This window comes from Cyanobacteria bacterium GSL.Bin1, from assembly GCA_009909085.1.
GTDB lineage: Bacteria > Cyanobacteriota > Cyanobacteriia > Cyanobacteriales > Rubidibacteraceae > Halothece.
Map to the genome: position 1 here is coordinate 1 of JAAANX010000157.1, position 18,410 is coordinate 18,410.

General features: G+C 43.8%; 19 protein-coding genes. 9 read left to right on the forward strand and 10 right to left on the reverse strand.

Annotation, left to right across the window (positions count from 1 at the left end):
• On the reverse strand, positions 1–1,124 hold a 1,124-nt coding region (locus GVY04_18575; protein NBD18060.1), incomplete at its 3' end, for a hypothetical protein.
• A 90-nt stretch (positions 1,125–1,214) separates the two neighbouring features.
• On the opposite strand from GVY04_18575, the gene GVY04_18580 reads away from it, so the two are divergent.
• The 4 genes from GVY04_18580 to trpA all read left to right on the forward strand — a co-directional run bounded on the left by GVY04_18580 (position 1,215) and on the right by trpA (position 3,262).
• On the forward strand, positions 1,215–1,805 hold the full coding sequence (locus GVY04_18580; protein NBD18061.1) for a DUF924 family protein: 591 nt from the start codon (positions 1,215–1,217) through the stop codon (positions 1,803–1,805).
• A gap of 67 nt (positions 1,806–1,872) precedes the next feature.
• Positions 1,873–2,085, forward strand: coding sequence for an NAD(P)H-quinone oxidoreductase subunit L (gene ndhL / locus GVY04_18585; GenBank protein ID NBD18062.1), 213 nt, complete (start codon positions 1,873–1,875; stop codon positions 2,083–2,085).
• A 38-nt stretch (positions 2,086–2,123) separates the two neighbouring features.
• Entirely contained in the window at positions 2,124–2,471 is a 348-nt protein-coding gene (locus tag GVY04_18590) for a DUF3007 family protein (protein NBD18063.1), read from the forward strand.
• On the forward strand, positions 2,468–3,262 hold the full coding sequence (gene trpA / locus GVY04_18595; protein NBD18064.1) for a tryptophan synthase subunit alpha: 795 nt from the start codon (positions 2,468–2,470) through the stop codon (positions 3,260–3,262). The genes GVY04_18590 and trpA overlap by 4 nt, the downstream gene beginning before the upstream one ends.
• Positions 3,263–3,389: 127 nt before the next feature.
• Here trpA and GVY04_18600 read toward each other — a convergent pair whose 3' ends face one another.
• Entirely contained in the window at positions 3,390–4,829 is a 1,440-nt protein-coding gene (locus tag GVY04_18600) for a YdiU family protein (GenBank protein NBD18065.1), read from the reverse strand.
• 9 nt (positions 4,830–4,838) lie between these two features.
• Positions 4,839–5,555, reverse strand: coding sequence for an ATP-binding cassette domain-containing protein (locus GVY04_18605; GenBank protein ID NBD18066.1), 717 nt, complete (start codon positions 5,553–5,555; stop codon positions 4,839–4,841).
• A gap of 315 nt (positions 5,556–5,870) precedes the next feature.
• Between GVY04_18605 and GVY04_18610 the strand changes: the two genes are divergently transcribed.
• Both GVY04_18610 and GVY04_18615 read left to right on the forward strand, forming a co-directional pair.
• Positions 5,871–6,218, forward strand: a complete 348-nt coding sequence (locus tag GVY04_18610) for a hypothetical protein (GenBank protein NBD18067.1) — start codon at positions 5,871–5,873, stop codon at positions 6,216–6,218.
• Positions 6,219–6,464: 246 nt separating this feature from the next.
• Positions 6,465–7,349: an alpha/beta fold hydrolase gene (locus GVY04_18615; GenBank protein ID NBD18068.1), complete on the forward strand. Its 885-nt coding sequence runs from the start codon at positions 6,465–6,467 to the stop codon at positions 7,347–7,349.
• A 37-nt stretch (positions 7,350–7,386) separates the two neighbouring features.
• Here the strand turns inward: GVY04_18615 and GVY04_18620 are convergent, their stop codons facing one another.
• The 3 genes from GVY04_18620 to GVY04_18630 form a co-directional block, all read right to left on the reverse strand.
• Positions 7,387–7,794, reverse strand: a complete 408-nt coding sequence (locus tag GVY04_18620; protein ID NBD18069.1) for a biopolymer transporter ExbD — start codon at positions 7,792–7,794, stop codon at positions 7,387–7,389.
• The gene (locus tag GVY04_18625) at positions 7,781–8,431 is read right to left on the reverse strand and encodes a MotA/TolQ/ExbB proton channel family protein (protein ID NBD18070.1); all 651 of its coding nucleotides are present in this window, start codon (positions 8,429–8,431) and stop codon (positions 7,781–7,783) included. Before GVY04_18625 ends, GVY04_18620 begins: the two co-directional genes overlap by 14 nt.
• A 456-nt stretch (positions 8,432–8,887) precedes the next feature.
• Complete coding sequence (locus GVY04_18630) at positions 8,888–9,385, reverse strand: hypothetical protein (GenBank protein NBD18071.1); 498 nt, start codon at positions 9,383–9,385, stop codon at positions 8,888–8,890.
• 522 nt (positions 9,386–9,907) lie between these two features.
• Between GVY04_18630 and GVY04_18635 the strand changes: the two genes are divergently transcribed.
• Together GVY04_18635 and ictB are read left to right on the forward strand one after the other, a co-directional pair.
• Entirely contained in the window at positions 9,908–10,492 is a 585-nt protein-coding gene (locus tag GVY04_18635) for a Uma2 family endonuclease (GenBank protein NBD18072.1), read from the forward strand.
• Positions 10,493–10,768: 276 nt separating this feature from the next.
• Positions 10,769–12,136, forward strand: a complete 1,368-nt coding sequence (gene ictB / locus GVY04_18640) for a putative bicarbonate transporter, IctB family (protein ID NBD18073.1) — start codon at positions 10,769–10,771, stop codon at positions 12,134–12,136.
• 6 nt (positions 12,137–12,142) lie between these two features.
• On the opposite strand, the gene cobA is transcribed toward ictB, so the two are convergent.
• The 3 genes from cobA to pdxH all read right to left on the reverse strand — a co-directional run bounded on the left by cobA (position 12,143) and on the right by pdxH (position 14,498).
• Positions 12,143–12,898, reverse strand: a complete 756-nt coding sequence (gene cobA / locus GVY04_18645) for a uroporphyrinogen-III C-methyltransferase (GenBank protein ID NBD18074.1) — start codon at positions 12,896–12,898, stop codon at positions 12,143–12,145.
• Positions 12,895–13,668, reverse strand: coding sequence for a sirohydrochlorin chelatase (locus tag GVY04_18650; GenBank protein ID NBD18075.1), 774 nt, complete (start codon positions 13,666–13,668; stop codon positions 12,895–12,897). Before GVY04_18650 ends, cobA begins: the two co-directional genes overlap by 4 nt.
• A 179-nt stretch (positions 13,669–13,847) precedes the next feature.
• On the reverse strand, positions 13,848–14,498 hold the full coding sequence (pdxH, locus tag GVY04_18655) for a pyridoxamine 5'-phosphate oxidase (GenBank protein ID NBD18076.1): 651 nt from the start codon (positions 14,496–14,498) through the stop codon (positions 13,848–13,850).
• A gap of 105 nt (positions 14,499–14,603) precedes the next feature.
• On the opposite strand from pdxH, the gene GVY04_18660 reads away from it, so the two are divergent.
• Complete coding sequence (locus GVY04_18660; protein NBD18077.1) at positions 14,604–16,196, forward strand: hypothetical protein; 1,593 nt, start codon at positions 14,604–14,606, stop codon at positions 16,194–16,196.
• 117 nt (positions 16,197–16,313) lie between these two features.
• On the opposite strand, the gene GVY04_18665 is transcribed toward GVY04_18660, so the two are convergent.
• On the reverse strand, positions 16,314–17,969 hold the full coding sequence (locus GVY04_18665; GenBank protein ID NBD18078.1) for a hypothetical protein: 1,656 nt from the start codon (positions 17,967–17,969) through the stop codon (positions 16,314–16,316).
• Positions 17,970–18,410: the final 441 nt, after the last annotated feature.

An 18,410-nucleotide genomic window follows, 5' to 3' on the forward strand; every position in this document is an offset into this window, starting at 1 on the left:
TTAAGATTTGACTGTTTGAGATTGGCAGACTCTAGATTGACTCCAGCTAAGTTTGCGCCTTCCAAGTTGGCAGCAACATAGGATTTCTTGTAGCCATCTTTAGTTATGAGTAAGTTTCGCACCGCCGGTTGATCTAATAGGGTTTTGCCGACTCTCACTTGGTCAAGCTGATCTGCACCTTGCCAGCAAGTCCGAATCAAGCTTTTAGCACGTAGATCAGTATTTTTCAGTTGAGCTTGCGTGAAAGTGGCATCCGTTAAATCAGCTTTGTAAAACGAAGTGCCAACTAGCGTGGCAAAAGCAACAGCAATCTTACAAACCCAGGCATCTCGCTCATTTCCTTTTATAGATCGCCAGGCAAGATAAGCACTCAGCACAGTAAGTGCGACTATGATGAAAACTGTTCCTGCAGCTACTACTGAAACTACTTGCTCTAGGATAATTGCATATGGAACGGCTACTGTTAGTGCTCCTACAACTATAATTATTGCTACTGCTATTGCAGACATTTTTCCTGCAACAGCAATTGCTCCTGCAACCGTAGTAGTGACTGCAAATGCGGTTCCTATTGCAAATAGAATTGTAACTATTATTACAAATGTAACCATAATTGTACCTGCTACTGCAAATGCCAGTCCTTTTGTGAGTGTTTCTGCAAATGTGATGGCTCCTGCAAATGTCGCTACAACTAGTGTTATGACTATTTCTATTCCCAAAGCAGCAACTAATCCTTGCCGAATAGTAAAGACAAGCACTACTCCCCAAATTAAGATAAAAATACTAGCAGCTATTATTTGTTCAAGACTCGTTAAACTAACACCATCAAAGGTTCCGAAGTGCACTGCCGTTGATCCAGCAAAACCTGCTAGTATTCCAATCAATAATGAGATAGCTATAATAACTGCAGTTAATATTATTACCCAGCGTTTTGGTAACCCGGCTTTTGCCTGACTAAAGTTTGTTCCTTTTAGCGTCGCTTTCCGAAAATTTGTCCCCCGAATATCTGCTTCGCTAAAATCTGCCCCCGATAAATCTGCTCCCTTGAAGGATTCTCCTTGCAGATTGACCCGTTGGAAGTTACGTTCGCCATTGCTGTAGCGTTGCAGTACTTCTTTGGCTTTCATTGCTCTAAAATCTTTAAAGGACCAAAGTGGCTCAAAATTCAATATATAGCCATAATATTACAAAGAAATAGAGTTATACACTCAATTCAAATGAGTCAAGAACAACACTCGTCTGCACAAGCGGTTTTAGATTTTTGGTTTGGTTCTCCCGAAGATGAAAATTATGGCAAGCCACGTCAGGAATGGTTCACGAAAGACCCTGACTTTGACGCAGCGGTCCGATCGCGCTTTCTCTCACTGTATCAACAGGCAGCTAAAGGAGAACTCAATGCCTGGAAAAATTCACCAGAAACCTGTTTAGCGTTGATTATTCTGCTCGATCAATTTCCCCGCAATTTATTTCGGGGGGATCCGAGGATGTTTCAAACGGATGAACAAGCCTTAGTCTTAGCCAAATATGCCCTCAAACATGACTATGATCGACAACTGCTCAATGTCCAACGGTGGTTCATTTATCTCCCGTTTGAACACAGCGAAGATTTAGAAATGCAATACCGAGCGCTGAGTCTCTTTTCTCGCTTAAGAAATGACCCCGATAGTGCGACTGCGATTGATTATGCTGAGCGTCATCTCAAAGCGATTGAAAAGTTTGGACGCTTTCCCCATCGCAATGAAATTTTAGGGCGAGAAAGTACCCCGGAAGAAATTGCTTTTTTACAAAAACCCGGCTCATCTTTTTGAACCTGACTAAAACTCGGTAAGTCGCACGGTAAGATAGGGGGATGTAAACCCTTATCCTGTAACGATTATGTTCATTGCAGCGTTATATTTAGCCTTAGGTGGACTCTATTTACTAGTGATTCCCGGTATGACTTACTTCTATCTGCAGCAACGGTGGTATGTTGCAGGTTCTTGGGAGCGGACATTCATGTACTTCCTGGTGTTTTTCTTCTTTCCGGGGTTACTGTTATTAAGTCCATTTCTCAATTTTCGTCCCAAACGTCGAGAAGTTAAAAGTTAAGCAATTCCCCCAGCTATGGGGGCGAGGAGTTACATCTTATGCGACGAGTAGACGCGATCGCGATTACCTTTGGGGTGTTCATCGCCGGTGGAGTCGCCTATTTGCTACTGCGAGTTTTTGGCTTAAGTTCGCAAAATGCCGGGGTCTGGAGTCAAGCTTTGCTGGTAGCTGGTTTAATCGGTTGGGTCAGTACCTATCTCTTTCGGGTGTTTACCCAAGATATGACCTATAATAAACAACTCCAAGACTATGAAGAAGCAGTGCTGCAAAAACGCTTAGAGGAAATGACCCCAGAAGAGTTGGCGCAACTGCAAAAAGAAGTGGAAGAAGAGAAAGCCGCTGAATCTTCCACGACTCAACAATCAGAAAATAAGAACGAACAATGAACACGGTTTCCCAATGTTTCGAGAATCTCCGCCAAGCCGGAAAATGCGCCTTAATTCCGTTTCTCACCGCCGGCGATCCGGATTTAGACACAACCATCAAAGCTTTAGAAATTCTGGATCGCGCAGGGGCAGATTTAATTGAGTTAGGGGTTCCTTATTCTGATCCGCTTGCGGATGGACCGGTGATTCAAGCTGCTGCTACTCGTGCCCTGAGACGAGGGGTGAAATTGGGAAATGTCTTGGACGTGGTGGAAACGGTGCGAGACAAGTTACAAGCGCCAATTGTCTTGTTTTCTTACTACAACCCGATTTACCATCAAGGAATTGATCGGTTTTTAAGTCGGATCGCGCAAGCAGGGGTGAAAGGATTAGTAATTCCCGATATTCCTTTAGAAGAAGCAGAAACTGTTCTGAAGCCGGCTCAAGCCTATGGTATTGAAGTAACCTTGTTAGTGGCACCGACTTCTCCAAAAGCGCGAATCAGCGCGATCGCGCAACAATCTCAGGGATTTATTTATTTAGTCAGTGTCACTGGTGTCACGGGAACCCGCACGGAAGTGGGAGCGAGAGTTAAAGAATTATTACCCTTATTACGCAGTGTCACTGATAAACCGGTTTGCGTTGGCTTTGGGGTTTCCCAACCCGAACATGCCAAACAAATTCGGGAATGGGGGGCGGATGGTGTAATTGCTGGTAGTGCCTTTGTCCGTCGTTTAGCGGAAGCAGTATCTCCAGAAGCAGGATTAGCAGAGTTAGAAACCTTTTGTCGTAGCCTCAAAGCAGCGATTTAGTTTAGTCGTTGCATAGATGAAGGGAGAGGAAGAAGTGAATTGCTTAATTGCGACCCATCACAATATTAATGAAGGCGCTAGCATTAATATAAACCATCAGAAATCACTAGGGTTTTTAAGAATCTAGTTATTTTTTCTGACGAATCTGTTCTAATAAGGCATAAAAGGGATCCCATTCATTATCTAAACTAATCGGTTCCCAAACCGATTCAATCACAGGGCGTAACAAAGCCGTTTGTGGATTCTTAGCTTGCAGACGTAACCCTACTTGTTGCAGTTCATCATCATCGCATTGCTTTAATAATCGCTGATAAATCGTTTGCCAGTTTTCCCAGAGAGTTGACTGTTCCTGTAATTGTTGAATGAACGCTGCATTTTCTAGAATCAGGTCTGGGTATTCTCGCCACTGCGGACTAAACCAATTCCCGAGTTCAGCAAAAAAGCGATGATAAGGCACTTGGGAATCCCGCAATAAATTGACAGTTGTTTCTACCAAAGTTTGGGCATCGGTTGGGGAGAGAGCAACAAAGCCTAACTTTTCTGCCATTAATTGACGATAAGTGGCTTCATAATGGCTTTCAAAATTAGCTAAACCGAGATCTAAATCCTTTTGTGCCATGACTAGACTTAGGGGACGCTGTAACCGTTCTAAATTCCAGCGACAGATTCGCGCTTGATTCCCATAACAATAAAGACCCGAATAATCGAAATAAGCAGCGGTAAAAGCGGGATTATAGGTAGGAATAAAAGCGTAAGGACCATAATCAAAGCTTTCTCCAGTAATCGACATATTATCAGTATTGAGGACGCCATGACAGAAGCCCGCCACCATCCATTGCGCCACCAACTCTGCAACTCGCTGCACTAACTCCGCATAAAATTCCGCATAGGAATCAGCAGAGGTTTTTAAGTGGGAATAATATTGTTCAATGACGTGATTCAGCAATCGCTGAATTAAATCCGGACGCTGTAAGTAGTTTAAGCGCTCAAAGGTGCCGAAGCGAATATGGGAATGACTCATGCGGATCATCACCGAAGCACGAGTCGGAGAGGGTTCATCATTGCGCCACAGTAACTCGCCGGTTTCAATCAGACTTAAACAACGAGAGGTGCGCACTCCCAATTGATGCAACGCTTCAGCCGCTAACACTTCTCGCACGCCTCCCTTTAAAGTCAGTCGTCCATCGGCATTGCGAGAATAAGGGGTTTGCCCCGATCCTTTCGTACCAAAATCATAAAGTCGTTCATCTTGTCCACGAATTTGTCCATAAATAAAACCCCGTCCATCACCTAGAAAGGGATTATAATTGCCAAATTGATAGCCATGATAGCGTAGGGCGAGAAACGGGCGGACACTTTGGAATTGTCCAAAGGCTTCAATGAAATGCTCATCATTGACTTGCGCCGGATCTAAATTTAGAAGCGGAAGCAAATCATCATTGCGAAAGCGGAGAAAATGTTGCGGAAATTCTGCTGCAGCAACACGATCATAATAGTCTTCACCGAGAGTTTCTAGTGCTGTTTCGTAGGCTAAGTTGAGGAAAGGGTTATGAGTCGCCACGTTCATTTTTCTTTTTCAGGATACCGCAACTTCTAACATTTCTTCTGGGGTGAGATGAGAATAAATTACTTCGCCATCGCGAAACCAGACAATTCGCTTGCTTTGACGAGCAACATCGACTTCGTGGGTAACCATCACCACAGTAATTCCGCTATCGTGAAGTTCTTGGAAAATGTCTAACACTTCTTTCACGGTGCGGGAGTCTAAAGCACCTGTGGGTTCATCTGCAAGCAATAAACGGGGATTATTAACGATCGCGCGAGCAATAGCAACCCGTTGTTGTTGTCCCCCTGAAAGTTGATTGGGTTTATTCTGTAAACGACTCCCCAGCCCCACTTTTTCTAACGCTGCAACCGCTCGGTCTTTACGATCTTGGGGGGAAACCCCAGCATAAATCATCGGTAAAATCACATTATCTGCTGCGGTGAGGTGAGGGAGCAAGTGAAACTGTTGAAACACAAACCCAATTTTCCGGTTCCGAATCTCGGCTAAGGTGGCATTGGGCAACTGGGACACATTTTGGTTATCGAGGTAATAGCGTCCACTCGTCGGACGATCTAAACAGCCAATCACATTCATCGCTGTTGATTTACCGGAACCTGACGCGCCCATGATGGCACAATACTCTCCCTCTTCAATCGTGAGATTGATATGATTGAGAGCATGAACAGCCGTGTTGGCAGTGCCATAGACTTTAGAAATATCTTCGAGGCGAATCAGCGTTGAATTCATAAGTGGTGATCGGTCATTTGGGGGTTTGGCGAGACTTCGATGTGAGCTCAGTCGAACGCTCACCTGAGCTGCAGTCAGCACAGGCAAGGGGCTGTGTGCCGCTGACTTAAATCTTAACTACAATTGCTCAGAACTATATCGATCATAGGAAAGACTTTGATTGGTCTTGTTAGTATGAATCGATTCATAACTCTCACTTGAGACGGTATCGTGCTAATGGCAGATTCATGCTTCTGAGGGAAGTGATTAACGGTTAGCTAACGATAGATTGACTATTGAAAGCAATTATCATATCAGGAGGTCGTTACCAGGCTTATGATACGACAAAACGACTCCAATCTTCAGCAACCACTTTATCCAGAAGAAGTTCCCTCCGAACAATGGGAAGAGAACAAAAGAATTGTCGACAACGACCAGGATGTCGGCATCAACCCTGGCGATTATGCTGATGAATCGAAAACTGTAGGAGAAAAGGCTCGCCAAGTCGCCGTAAATACTGCTGATCTAACTGGTGAACACGTGGTTATTCCTACCTATTTTATTTTTGAAGATCAAGAGGATGGACACCAAGAAGCCTTGCATCATGTCAGAGATGCTGAGGAAATCTCCGATCTCATCCGCCAGATGCGCTTTGACGAGGAAGGGAACCGTCAGTGGTGGTAAGGTTGATTGAACTTAATTCAGCAAGCCCTACTGAGATAGAACTGCTCTTTAAAATAGCATTCAACCCTTTTTCAACAGGAAATTTTGCTTTAATGTAGTATCTTTCTAGTCAGGGCTTAGCAGCGCGATCGCGCATTGTTTTCCTTCTGACTATTGTAATTGAACCATCATGGGGACGAATTGACATCGGAGATTGCTGGGTCTACTTTAGGATAGCAAAAGGATATCCTTACCTTTGGCCCCTTAATGTTTAATTACAGTTTACCTTCTGCGGTGCAACTTCTTTCAGTCCCCTCTTCAATTGAGTTAGTACAAAAAATACAGTACAAAGCTGTCTTTACTTCGTTACAAACTGACCCTTTTTCAATTGCTTACACCAGTCAAGGAGAAGGTGATCCACCACTGGTTCTTCTTCACGGGTTTGATAGTTCCCAATTAGAATTTCGCTTTCTTTGTCCTGAACTGACTGCTGATCGGCAAACTTGGACAATTGATCTGCCTGGATTGGGATTTAGCCTCCGTCCTACGAAAGTTTCTGTTAATCCCTTGACCATTAAAACAGCATTGTATGCTTTTTGGAAAAGTGCAATTTTTCGACCTATGGTGCTGATTGGGGCATCAATGGGCGGTGCAGTTGCTATTGACTTTACCTTAACTTATCCCGACATTGTGGAAAAACTGGTGCTCATTGATAGCACTGGCTATACGAATGCCCCAGCGTTTGTCCAATTTCTCGTTCCGCCCTTAGATCACCTCGGAGTTGCCTACTTGCGATGGCGAAAATTATTAGCCATCCAACTCAGTCAGCTATCGGGGGCTGATGCCAGTTGGCTTGACTTATTGCATTGTGCCACCTTACATCAAGAAATGCCGGGATGGCAAGAAAGTCTGCTTGAATTTAACAAAAGTGGCGGATATAACTTTCTACCGGTTCGCATGGCAGATATCAATCAACAAACTTTGATTCTCTGGGGTGAACACGATCAAGTTTTAGGGATAGAGGATGCTAGCAAGTTCGCCAAGTCAATCATCAATTCTCAATTGGTTTGGATCGCTAATTCAGGGCACGCTCCTCACATTGAACAACCCCAGGTCACAGCGCAGCAGATTCTTTCCTTTAGCGCTGTTTAGCTAGCAGAGAAGGATTGGTAAAAGCAATCATTACCAATTATTTAGAAGGAGAGGTTGTCGCGATCGCGAGTTTGACCCCTTCCACCTGTCGTAATTGATCCATAACGTTGACTACATCGCCATGAGAAACTGCTTTGTCTGCGTTGACAATGACAATGGTTTCTTGACTGTTTTGACTAATTTTTTTTACTTCTGGGACTAAATTTTGGATAGAAACTTCTTCCTGATTGAGAGCAATTTTTCCATTGTCTTGAATAGTGACAGTTACTTCTGTTTTTGACTGTTGTTGGGCTGTAGTTGCTTGCGGTAAATCAACGGGTAAGCCCTCTGACCGCGTTAAAAATAACGTAGAAATAATAAAGAACGCCAAGATTGAAAAAATGACATCAATCATCGGCACAATATTAATTTCTAAATTCTTTTCCGGCTCATTAGGAATTTGCATATCTGGGCTTTCCTCCTCTTTCGTAATGACGACGATACAGTAATTCTAATTGACCGCCATATTCCTGAATTAAAGCTAACTGTCGCTGATAAAATCCTCGGAATAAGTTAGCAAATAAAAGGGTAAAAATTGCTACAACTAATCCCATTACGGTTGAAACCAGGGCTTCGCTAATCCCCCCTGTCACTGCTGTCGTACTTTCGCCCCCGATTTCGCCAATCTGCAAATTAGAAAAAGCCGTGATTAAACCTAAAATCGTTCCTAATAGTCCTAGTAGGGGTGCAATACTAATAATCGTGTCAAAAACTGTAGAAGCCCGCTTTAAAGTGGGGATTTCGGCTTGAGCGGCACTTTCTAAGGCTAAGCGAAATTCCTCAGGGGTGGGTTTTTCTAATTCCAAAGCTTCCAGGAAAATCCGAGCAATGGGTAAGTCGCCATGATTGCGCAAACGTTGTAATGCTAAATTGGGCTCATCTTGATAAACGCGCAGAATATCTCGTACCAGTCGGGGTTGACGGCGGTTAATGCGTAGCCAAAAGACGATTCGCTCGATAATGAGGGCAAGAGAAAGAATGGAAAAGCCAAGTAAGGGATAGCTAACAACGCCTCCTGCCGTGAAAAAGTTATTAATATCCATGATGGTGGTTAAGGTGCTCTCTCCGATTAAGTTGCTAAGATTTTGCAATACCTAGGTGAGTATAGTAAGCAACTTTTAGATCAAAAAGCAAGCCCTCTCTTGAATTTGTTGGGACAATCCTGAAGCTGATTAATCAGGAGCTTTGGCAAATCAGCATTTCATTGAATCCGCTGTATCTATCCCCCTTGAAGTTGTGATTAGTTGGTTTAAGTTAGCTTATTAAATTAAAAATTTTATCAATAAATAGGATAAGGTTTCTCCGATCAGAGCCAGGGTCACTGTTTGTGATTTATATCATGTTAAAGTCTGACTCTGAGCAAAGAGTTAGTCCAGAATATCTTTTAAGAGTTTGTACACGGGTTGGAAGTTAGACCCAAACACAAAAAAACACATCATTTTTACTGATCAGAATGGAATCGGTCGTGTGAAATTGGTTGGCAGTAGAGACATCTATTGTCAATGCTTGGGCTTGATCCACTCTTGCGATAACGGTGGCTCCCTTACCGGTGGCTCCTGATCAAACCGATACCATCCTTGTTGCTTCATTCGCAACTGTTGATAGTATGTCTTAAAATCATGTGTGTTAGCCCTCATTTTCTCTACCGACTTTGGCTGAGCGATGTCTTCTCGCCAGGCTTTTTTCTCCACTGTTCCCAGGACAAGATAGTCATTACCAATTGCAGATGGATCTCGTTCCATGAATAAAGCTGTTAACAAATGCTCGACTTCATGCTTGTGCGCGATCAGCAAATCACAATCACCGCAATAGCGACAAGTATAATTCAAAGCAACAAGGTGCAGCGGATCAATATGGATTAGCAACGGAACCTTACGCTGCCCTGTTTTCTTTTCACAGAAAGGACACCGTGACATGCGCTCATCAGGATACGGATTGAAAACAAAATTATACGCAGAAGGCATGCCACCAAACTGAAACTTCTTCGTTTTTGACATTACTCACCTCAAATCATCGGTTGTTTGTACCCGTTAACGCTTCTGAAAGCTCAACAGCCACTTCAATACCCACTCACCAGAAAACAAGTCAATTTTACTAGATATTTGCCCACCTAACGTTTGAACTCACTGGTTTTTACAAAGCGCAGCGGAGTAAAAATCCAGTGCAGTGATTTGTTATGTGCTTTCATTCTTTTTTAACTTTTGGCAATCCTAGCTCTGTTCTTAACCTATTCCTTATCAAGATATTTAAATCTGTCATTAATTTAAGCCACTCAGGATTTTTCGGTTGAGTTGTAATTAAATTTGTAATTTTTTCAATCAACTCAATTTCATCATCATAACCGTATAAATAAAACGATACCTGTATATCATTAAAGCCATCCAGAGACTTAGTTTAAGGAATTGAAGAGTTTTTGACTCAATTTAGCGGTAGAAGAAAATGTAGCTGCGTTTACCCAGAATCAAGCTTTAATTGCGATTTTCCTATATCCTAAGCATTAAGGAAGGAGCTAATTCACTATGAATGCCATCAAAATTCCGACAGGGTTTAAGGTAACACCTGAACAGTTTGATGAACTTGCGGTTTCTAACAGTGAGGTTCGTATGGAGTTGACAGCAGAAGGAGAACTGATTGTTATGCCGCCCACTGGAGGAACAGCCGGGAGAAAAAACTTTAAGTTAAATGTCCTGTTTGGCGTTTGGGTGGAACAAGACGGAACAGGAGTCGGTTTCGACTCATCAACAATTTTTGTTCTTCCTAGCGGGGCGAGACGGTCTCCCGATGTGGCTTGGGTGAGATGGGAGCGTTGGAATGCTCTAACTTCAGAACAACAAGACGGCTTTCCGCACATTGCGCCTGATTTTGTAATTGAGTTAGTCAGTCCGAGCGATTTGAAGTCTCAGCGCTACGAAGACTTGCAACAAAAGATGCAGGAATATCTAGACAATGGCGTGAGATTGGGATGGCTAATTGAACCAAACACGAAAACCGTAGAAATTTATCGTCTCGGGAAAACGGTTGAGATTCTGCAAAGCCCAAAAACACTAATGGGAGAAGATGTATTACCTGGCTTTACACTTGAGCTAGAGCCGATCTGGAGCTGAAACGTTTTAGAATTACTTCCAAGTCAAGTGTTTCCCCATTCATTAGAACTTTGTGGAATCCAAACACTTATTTTTAGGTCTAACTAAAGTTGGCTTGAGAACTGGTAACTGGTCAATCCTTCTCGTTTAAAGGTGGTGCTCATTGGTGGAAGTAGGGAAAAGGACCAAAGGACAGTGGGAAAGATGATTTCTAATGTTCCTTGTTCCTTTCCCCTTGTATTTTAGACTTAGGATCTTAAATCCTGTGACGAATGACTAAGAACCAATAACAAACTTATGACTATTGAAAAGACGAGTTCTGACCTTTCTCTCTCCCGTTGGCGCGGGGGAAGTTTTGTGTATCGGTTAGTGGGGTTATTTTCCCCGTGGCGGGAGGGGAGTTATCTGTTGCAATGGGCGGAACCACTGGGTATGGTAATCATGGGGTTAGTATTGGCATTAGCCCCTTTTGTCTCTTCAACATTGGTGGGAGTATTGCTCATTGCAGGGGCTGGATATTGGGGAATTTTAACCCTATCCGAACGTAATATTATTGGTTTAACTCCCATTCATCTTTTGGTTTTGTTGTATTGGGGAATCGCGACGGTAGCAGTTGCTTTCTCTCCGGTGAAAGCCGAAGCGTTTAGCGGTTGGGTAAAGTTAACCCTCTATTTATTATGGTTTGCTCTCTCGGCGCGGGTGTTAAGATTGCCTTCCCTTCGCAATTGGACGATCGCGCTGTATCTGTTAGTTTCCCTGGTCATCAGTGTCTATGGCATTCGGCAAGAAATTTTTGGCGTGGAACAACTGGCGACTTGGAATGATCCGGAGTCGGAATTAGCTGAAGCAACCCGGGCTTACAGTTATTTAGGCAATCCCAACTTACTGGCTGGCTATTTACTCAGCGCGATCGCGCTATCTCTCTCCGCACTCTGGGTTTGGCAGACTTGGCTGCAAAAAGGCGTTGCCCTCACGGCTTTATTAGCCAATACCTACTGTCTCTATGCAACGGACTCTCGTGGCGGCTGGATTGCAATGGTCGGGCTATTAACGATTTATCTCTTACTCCTCTATTACTGGTATCGCGATACCTTACCGCAGTTTTGGCGAATCTGGTTACTGCCGTTAGTCTTTGCCTTTTTCGTGGGCTTAATCTTAGCAGCAATTACCTTCGTGGAACCGTTGCGACTGCGAGTGATGAGCATTTTTGCCGGACGAGAAGACAGCAGCAATAATTTCCGATTAACGGTTTGGTATGCCGTCTTGGAGATGATTCGCGATCGTCCTGGGCTGGGAATTGGACCCGGAAATGAGGCTTTTAACGCGGTTTATCCCCTTTATCAACGCCCAAACTATACGGCTTTGAGTGCCTATTCCATTTACTTGGAAATTATCGTGGAAACGGGCTTGATCGGCTTTAGCGTGTTTTTAGGGTTACTGGGAACCCTTGCCTATCACGGTTGGCAAAAAATCAGGTCTTTGCGGGCAATTGGCGAACGAGAAGGCTTTTGGGTCATTGGCGCGATCGCTGCAATCGCCGGAATGTTAACCCACGGTTTAGTGGATACCGTATGGTATCGCCCCGAAATTAGCACCCTTTGGTGGTTAATGGTGGCTTTAGTCGCTAGCTATTATCCGCAAATTGATTCTGCTGATAACAACTAATTATGCTCATTGAGTCTGTAATACTTCATGCAGATTAACGACCTTGCCAATTACAGCGATCGCGGGTGCAGAAAAATTTTCTTTTTCCTTTTGCTCAATAATGGTATCGAGAGAACCAATGAGGTCTTGTTGTTCCGCACAAGTTCCCCAACGAATCAAAGCAATGGGAGTCTCACCACTTAAGCCAGCACTCTTTAATTGTTCAATAATATGGCTGAGATTCTGAACCCCCATATAAATTACAATGGTTTCCGAACCGTGCGCGATCGCGTGCCAATTGACTTGAGGACGATATTTTCCTACTGATTCATGTCCAGTGACAAAAGTGACTGAGGAACTCATATCGCGATGGGTTAAGGGAATACCCGCATAAGCTGGTGCGGCAACACCAGAGGTAATTCCGGGGACTACTTCTACCGGAACACCAGCAGCGATTAAATCGCCCATTTCTTCGCCCCCACGCCCAAATACGAAGGGATCCCCTCCTTTAAGGCGCACAACAATCGCATTGGTCTGTGCTTTTTCAATCAGAAGCTGGGTGGTTTCGGATTGTAACTTGGAATGTCGTCCCCGTCGCTTCCCTGCATTAATTTTTTCCGCTTGGGGATTAATCATGCCTAAAATAGCGCTACTAACCAAAGCATCATAAATGACAACATCGGCATGTTCGAGAAGGGTTTTGCCTTTGAGAGTAAATAATCCGGGATCCCCGGGTCCAGCGCCAACTAAATAGACTTTACCAAGCGGTTGTTGATGGGTCATACAATCATTTCTTTAATAATGAGATCAGCAAGGGGGAGGTGACGACTTAAGGGGCGTCCAAACTGTAACTGAACTTGTGGCAATTGGGCTTGTAGGGTGTCAACCTGCTGCGCGATCGCGTCAGTAATGCCACCAGGAAACAGAAAATAAGGCACAATTTCAATCGCCAGTATCCCTGAGCGCACTAAGCTCGTCACTTGTTCGCTCAACGTCGGAGAAACTGACCAATAGGCGGGTTTGAGTCCTACTTGTTGCGCCAAGCGTTCCAGCGGCTGATTGCCCCCTGGGCGACGACTCCCATGCGAAATTATTATTTTAGCGGAGTGGGTCGCATCTGAGAAGGCAGCCTGCAATTGTTTTGCCATTAAAGGGGATTGTCCCAAATAAGGCTTAAGGGTAATCCGCATTTGATGACCGACTGCTTGCTGGGCAATTTTGACCGCTTCGGGAATATCTTCTCGGACGTGAACCCCTGGTAGGAGAAAAAGGGGAAGGACTTGTAATTCTGTGATGCCTTTTGGTGCGAGTTGCTGGCTTAATTGCGCGATCGCGTTCTCTAATGACAACGGGGCTAACTCTAAAGCGGCTGTATACACAGGCGGCTGAGGAGGCTTCGTTAAAACCGCTGTTCGGATTCCCGGCTGTGCTGAAATCACAAATTCTTCAGCAAGTTGATGTTGGATCTGTTCGGCTAATCGATCCATTTCTTGCTGGGGGCGCGGGTCGCGACTCCCATGATAGACCAAAAGGTAAGCAGTTTTTTCTAACAACGGCTATAAATTGCAACTAAACTTAACGTCTAGTTTTATGATAACGAGCCAATCATTAAGATTTTGTATCATTTGCACCGACGAGTAGGCTATCAAATTTGTTTTGAGGCATAAGTGTCACCCTCTCGCCCCTTCTCCCTTGTCCCACCTCGACCCATCCTTTCAGAACTAACGGACGACTAAGGCGCTAACCGTTCTCGCAGCCAACTGCCATCCCCTTGTTGACGATAGCGTAACCGATCATGGAGGCGGTTGGGGCGACCTTGCCAAAATTCGATTTCCGTTGGAATCAGACGATACCCTCCCCAATTGGGTGGCTTGGGAATGGTTTCTTCCTCGTATTTGGGTTCCAATTCGGCAATTTTGTCTTCTATTACTACCCGTGAGGAAATCACCTGACTTTGCGGAGAAGCCCATGCCCCTAAGCGTGAACCAAGAGGACGGCTGGCAAAATACTCTTCAGACTCTTGCTTTGATACTTTTTCTACGCGCCCATCAATGCGCACTTGTCGTTCTAATTCCGCCCACCAGAACACTAAAGAAGCCCAAGGATTATCGGCTAATTGTTGCCCTTTCTGGCTGGCATAGTTGGTATAAAACACAAACCCATCTTCATCAAAGCCTTTTAAGAGAACAATGCGTGCAGAAGGTTTGCCCTCTGGTGTCGCGGTTGCCAGTGTCATGGCGTTGGGTTCTGGTAAATCTGCTGCTAGGGCTTGGTCAAACCAAGTTTGAAACTGAGTAAAAGGGTTGGAATCGGCTTCTGTTTCGTTCAAACCGGCACGAGTATAGTTGCGACGTAAATCAGCAACATTCGACGTAGCATTCATTGCAATCACTCTTCTTTCTTTCCTTCTTCTAACAATGATAAGCTGTTATTGATTTTATTTATTAGTGAATCACAAAAATTTAGATTTATTTTTTATTTGATTTTTATGCAATTGAAACAACTGAATTGGTGGCGGATCAGTTTAGTCATTTTGATTATTTTAGGGATTTATTTACGCTTTACGAATCTCGACGGAAAAGTTTATTGGGTTGATGAAGTCAAAACTTCTTTACGATCAGCAGGATATACAGAAAGTATGCTGATCGAAGAAACTCCCTTGGCGACTGTGCTCAATTTAAGTTTTTTACAAAACTATCAACAACTTGATGCTGCAACATCGTTTTGGCAAAGTATAAAAACAATTGCCTCTAGTGAGCATTCTCCCCTTTATTATATCCTTACTCGTTGCAGTATGGATATTTTTGGCAGTTCAATCAATCTTACTAGAGGAGTGGCCACTGTCATTAGTTTGTTTAGTTTACCTGCAATTTATTGGTTAAGTTTAGAAATTTTTTCCTCCATTTTAATTGCTGAAACTTCTCTCGGGCTAGTTGCTATTTCTCCCTTTCATATCATCTACGCCCAAGAAGCAAGAGAATACAGCTTACTTACGGTGATGATTATTTTAATGAGCGCCGTTTTTTTATGGGCAATGCGTCGCCCGACCCCTGCAAGTTGGTTGACTTATAGTGGAACCGTTGCCTTAGGTTTATATGCACATCCACTCGCTGGTTTAGTCTCTCTTGGACATGGCATTTATGCGTTATTTACTCAGCGGTGGCGGTTAAATACGGTTGTTTTAATTTATAGTTTATATGCAGGTTTAGGTTTAATCCTTTTTATTCCCTGGATTTTAGTTTTTATTTTTAACGATGATCATATGGGGGAGTGGGTCCTTGAAGATCTACCTTTACGCCTACTCTTACAACGATGGTTAATTAATATAGTGGGATCAGTTTATGACTTACAAATTGGCTATGCAAATCGTTTATTTGATGTTAAAAATTTTCAAGATATTCAGTTAAGTTTAACGCAACCTTGGGTTTATCTTTTACTCTTAATTTTAGCACTAATAGCTTACAGTTTTTATTTTTTATATCGTCAAGGAACTGAACAACAATGGTGGTTTATTGTTACTTTAATTGGGGCAACAGGGTTAGCATTAGTCGTTCCGGATTTAGTTAGTGGGGGACAACGTTCAACGATTGGTCGTTACGCGATCGCGTGTCACCTAGGTGTGGATTTAGCTCTCGCTTATTGTTTAGGCACTTATCTCAAATTTGCCGTTAATTTTAATCGGAAAAATCTCTGGAAGATTATTTTTGTCGCAACATTTATCATTAGCATTTTTTCTAGTTTAATGATGCACAATGCTACGACTTGGTGGAATAAATACAGTAGCTACTATAACCAAGAAGTTGCCGATATCATTAATCAATCGGAACAGCCTTTAGTCGTGGGGGATGTTGCTCGAATTGCACGAACTTTATCTTTAAGCCATCATCTAGAACCAGAAACCAAGTTCATCTTTTTTAATGAACAAACAGCGCTGAAAATTCCAGAAACTTATACAGAAATTTATGTCTTTCGTCCACTTCAATCCTTATTAGACAGTTTGCAAGCGCAAAACTATCAGGTAGCGGTTCGCCACGAGAAAGGAAAACTTTGGCAAGTAAAAGCAGTAAATCGTACTCAATAACTCACGGTTCATTCTCTAATTAAACCGGGTTAATTTACTTATTTACGGCTACTGGGTTTTGATACACTCTATCGGAATGATGACAAGGATGACCGATTGGCAAGCAGAAACCCACGATTAAAACTGACGTTGAAAGTAAGCCTGTAACTCCCGATGCACAAAACTGTATCCTCTCCCCACCCGATACAGAAAACCGCAACTCACTGCTTTGTCCAGAAATCGAGAATAATTCCAAGGGGTTTGTTTCGAGAGGGTTAAAAATATTCGTAAAAGCAAGTGCTCAATGCAGGTAATCCCCCCGGCAAATAAGCCAAAGAGTAACCCCGCGAGCTTAGCATACCCAAAGGAAACTCCCAGTGGCGTGAAGATCACGGTAGCAATGATCGCTCCCCCCAGACCCCATCCCACCATAGTGCGGGTGGCTTGCCAAATGCCCTGGTTGGGATGAACGGCTCGCGATCGCGCGCTCAGTGTCGTCACCAGTCCCATGGTGGCAAGAGTGCGTAGCCAGTAAGGAGACTTTTTAAACACAGTTCCAATAAGCATCCGTGGACCATAGTGCAGTAAGGATTTCCAGAGCGGTTGTCGTAAGATAGGCAGAGCGAAGCGACGAGAGAGCCAGATTAACGGGGGACGAAGCTGTGAAACTGCCATTTGCTCAACAGGACGACGGAACCAGAGGGCAACTGCGCCCCCAAAGGGACGATGCAGTTGTCGCAGTAACAGACTTCCCAAGGGGGTGCGAAACCAACCCACCAGCAACCCGCCCAGCAACCCGCTACTTAACCCGATAATGGGAGTGGTCATTACCCCGCCAATCAGCCAAACACAGAGCAAATAAAATTGGTCATGGAAGCGACCATCCAGCCAATCTTGATCCGAATCTTGACCCATACAATCAATAAACAGTACAGCTTGTTGATGTTCATCCAGTTTACGGGCAAGCCAACCTAAGCCATGACATAACTGGTGGGAGGAGTAGGGTTGAAGAGAGGTTAATTGGAGTTGGCGTTCAACATAACAATTCAGTAGATGCTCTCGCCTTGGAGAATTCAGGAATTGAGGGGTTAAATTCGCTTGGGTTAAGCTCAACAGTGAGATATAAAAGGGAACTCGACTCAGGGCTGGTAACTGCGGATCAGTTTCTAAAATCTGGGCTAACCTGTCGTTGTGAGGAAGTTTGTCCAGATCATTCGTTATTTGTTGATTGGTTAAGGGCTGAATAAAAATCCTCTCTGTTGCCGGTAAGGTAGGACACAGAGGTGGACGAGTAGCAACAACAATTTTCCAATGGGGATAGTGATAGTGCAAGTCAGTCAAAGCCGTGGCACAAGCAGTCTGATCAGAGGCGGGTATCGCATCAAAATTATCTAGGAGTAGTAAGAGAGGCTCACTAGCGAGAATCTTCTCCATTGGGCGATGAGGGATGGCATAAAACCGTTTGGTTTGCCTGACAATCCAATTGGTCAAAGTTTCATTCTCTTGAAGCGACCAGGGAGTTAAATCGAGTAGTAGAGGAACCAATGAGTCGGTGTATTCCAACAACTGAGCCAGAAGCAGCGTTTTCCCCATGCCAGCTTTTCCCACAAGGGTAATCAAATGGTTGGTTGAGTGGAGAAGATAACAAGGATTGATGAAACGCTCTTCCTGTTGCGAATATAAATTCAGCTCTAAGTTTGGCGTGAGTTGCTGGTGGAGAACGCCATTCACCCAGGATTGTCGGACGCGAGTCCGCAGAGAAGTTACGCCTTGAGTTGCTTGATGTTCCTTCATTACTGGTAAGAGCGGGTAGGGAGATCCACACGATATAATACCGTTCATGAAAACCGCTTAATGGGACTTAAACAATCAAGGTAGCACAAAAAGGCTATAATCGAGAACTAATAGGTGTTTCACTTGATAAATTCTGATGAGAGAGACGACTCCCTCCGCCATGCCCCCATGCTATGAAAAATGGTGCAAGCATTTTGACGATTTGTTGAGAACTCAACCGCCAAGAACCGGTTTTAGGGACTACGTTGGAGGACTTTTAGGGGAAAGTGAAAGGAAAAACTTAAGCCAAATCGCCAAGAATTCAGTGGGGACAGTTTACAGCCGATGACATCACTTTCTGGTGGATGCAACGTGGTCTTCTGTTGAAATAAATGAACAGCGTTTAGACACAATGAATCGATCCCTGAAAATGAGCGAACCCTGAGTCAATGGGTCTTTAAC

Bases quoted from the DNA above. Each gene is read 5' to 3' on its own strand.
- GVY04_18580 (NBD18061.1), top strand. From the start codon at position 1,215: ATGAGTCAAGAACAACACTCGTCTGCACAAGCGGTTTTAGATTTTTGG.
- ndhL (NBD18062.1), top strand. From the start codon at position 1,873: ATGTTCATTGCAGCGTTATATTTAGCCTTAGGTGGACTCTATTTACTA.
- GVY04_18590 (NBD18063.1), top strand. From the start codon at position 2,124: ATGCGACGAGTAGACGCGATCGCGATTACCTTTGGGGTGTTCATCGCC.
- trpA (NBD18064.1), top strand. From the start codon at position 2,468: ATGAACACGGTTTCCCAATGTTTCGAGAATCTCCGCCAAGCCGGAAAA.
- GVY04_18600 (NBD18065.1), bottom strand. From the start codon at position 4,829: ATGAACGTGGCGACTCATAACCCTTTCCTCAACTTAGCCTACGAAACA.
- GVY04_18605 (NBD18066.1), bottom strand. From the start codon at position 5,555: ATGAATTCAACGCTGATTCGCCTCGAAGATATTTCTAAAGTCTATGGC.
- GVY04_18610 (NBD18067.1), top strand. From the start codon at position 5,871: ATGATACGACAAAACGACTCCAATCTTCAGCAACCACTTTATCCAGAA.
- GVY04_18615 (NBD18068.1), top strand. From the start codon at position 6,465: ATGTTTAATTACAGTTTACCTTCTGCGGTGCAACTTCTTTCAGTCCCC.
- GVY04_18620 (NBD18069.1), bottom strand. From the start codon at position 7,794: ATGCAAATTCCTAATGAGCCGGAAAAGAATTTAGAAATTAATATTGTG.
- GVY04_18625 (NBD18070.1), bottom strand. From the start codon at position 8,431: ATGGATATTAATAACTTTTTCACGGCAGGAGGCGTTGTTAGCTATCCC.
- GVY04_18630 (NBD18071.1), bottom strand. From the start codon at position 9,385: ATGTCAAAAACGAAGAAGTTTCAGTTTGGTGGCATGCCTTCTGCGTAT.
- GVY04_18635 (NBD18072.1), top strand. From the start codon at position 9,908: ATGAATGCCATCAAAATTCCGACAGGGTTTAAGGTAACACCTGAACAG.
- ictB (NBD18073.1), top strand. From the start codon at position 10,769: ATGACTATTGAAAAGACGAGTTCTGACCTTTCTCTCTCCCGTTGGCGC.
- cobA (NBD18074.1), bottom strand. From the start codon at position 12,898: ATGACCCATCAACAACCGCTTGGTAAAGTCTATTTAGTTGGCGCTGGA.
- pdxH (NBD18076.1), bottom strand. From the start codon at position 14,498: ATGAATGCTACGTCGAATGTTGCTGATTTACGTCGCAACTATACTCGT.
- GVY04_18660 (NBD18077.1), top strand. From the start codon at position 14,604: ATGCAATTGAAACAACTGAATTGGTGGCGGATCAGTTTAGTCATTTTG.
- GVY04_18665 (NBD18078.1), bottom strand. From the start codon at position 17,969: ATGAAGGAACATCAAGCAACTCAAGGCGTAACTTCTCTGCGGACTCGC.